At 67.9% G+C, this 1,434-nt stretch carries 1 protein-coding gene and 1 pseudogene; both read left to right on the top strand.

The features are described 5' to 3' along the window. Nucleotides 1–217: 217 nt before the first annotated feature. Nucleotides 218–1,108 carry a sortase gene (locus K2Z83_RS07060; RefSeq protein ID WP_370650092.1) on the top strand — a complete coding sequence of 297 codons (891 nt, stop codon included), beginning with the start codon at nt 218–220 and terminating at the stop codon, nt 1,106–1,108. A 14-nt stretch (nt 1,109–1,122) separates the two neighbouring features. Then, nucleotides 1,123–1,434, top strand: a pseudogene (locus K2Z83_RS07055) (hypothetical protein); the annotation flags it as partial.

The raw sequence follows: 1,434 nt of genomic DNA, 5'->3' as shown, positions 1-1,434 counted from the left end.
TCAGTCGCCAGCCGGTGGGGCTTGACCCAGGACTTATTCGCGCTAACAATCTCTTTTCCACTTCGCTTTACACTCTCACCCCCGGCACAGTGCGAATCGCCCATTGTGTAGGCGTTGGCTATTGCATCTGTGCGTAGCCTCGTGTATACTTATCGCGATCGGCGGCAGCGCGGCGCCGATCATATCTTCCTGTCCCATGCACACCTCAGGAGCCGCAGTGGCAGATCGCCCGACAATGCCAGCCGTGCCCACAGATGACACGGATCAGGCCCTGCTCGATGCGCTCCTCACCGGGGCCGTCCCGAGCAGGCGCGAGCAGCTCCGCCCGGCCCGCCTCCACTCGGCGTCCGAGCAGCGTCGTGTGGCGCTCAAGCCCTATCTGCTGCGCACATGGGTCGATCATACGCTCCATATCGCCGAGCGCGCGCTCGTCATCGCAGCCGCCAGCGTCTTCCTCTACTGGCTTGCCGACGGCTACGGCCGCGACTGGCTCCACGAGCTACGCAGCGCGCAGCCAGCTCAGGCGGCCGTGGCATCCGCCGCGCCCACGCCGACCCTACGCCTGCCCCACACCGCCCCGCCCGCCGTGGCAGCCGACCTGCCGGCCCTCCCCTTCACCACGCCCGATATGGCCAGCCCGCCGGCCGAATCGGACTTTATGGCGCCCCAGCAGGTGCTCGCAATGCCCGCCGCAGCTGACCCGCGCCCACAGCGCCTGATCATGCCGGCGCTGGGCGTCGACACATCGGTGAAGGAGGTCTTTGTCGTCGATGGGGCGTGGCAGGTGGCCGACTACGCGGCCGGCTACCACCACGGGACGACCCTGCCGGGCAACACTGGAAACACCGTGCTCTCAGGCCACGCCGGCCTGCGCGGAGGAGTCTTCCGTGATCTGGGCGACCTGCGGCCCGGCGATGATGTGACGATCGAGACCGGCGGGTGGAGCTACACCTACCGCGTCCGCACCCGTAAGGCGGTCTGGCCCACTCAGATCGAGGTGATGAACCCGACGCCAAACCCCGTGCTCACCCTGATTACCTGCACCAACTGGGATACACAGCGCCTGATTGTAGTCGCTGATCTGATCAGCTCTCGACCGCACAGCTGAAGCGAGGAGATGCTATGCAGCCGCCTGCCAAAGGCCGCCCCCCCATCCGAACTGGCCGTGGCCGCACACCAACCCGCTGGACGGGATGGGAGATAGCGCTGATCACGCTCAGTGTGCTGATGATCGCATTCCCGCTCTACGCCGAGGCGACCCGCTGGGTTATGCCGCCCCTGGCTCCCGCGCAGGAGAGCACACCAAGCGCGGACGCCGTCGCAGGCGAGACAGCCGCTCCGGAGCCGCCCACCGCGGAGCCGCCCACCGCGGAGCCGCCCACCGCGGAGCCGACTACCGCAGAGCCGCCCACCGCGGAGCCGCCCACCGCAGAG

Source organism: Oscillochloris sp. ZM17-4, from assembly GCF_019599295.1.
In the GTDB taxonomy this organism is placed as follows: domain Bacteria; phylum Chloroflexota; class Chloroflexia; order Chloroflexales; family Chloroflexaceae; genus Oscillochloris.
This window is presented reverse-complemented; position numbering and strand designations above follow the sequence as displayed.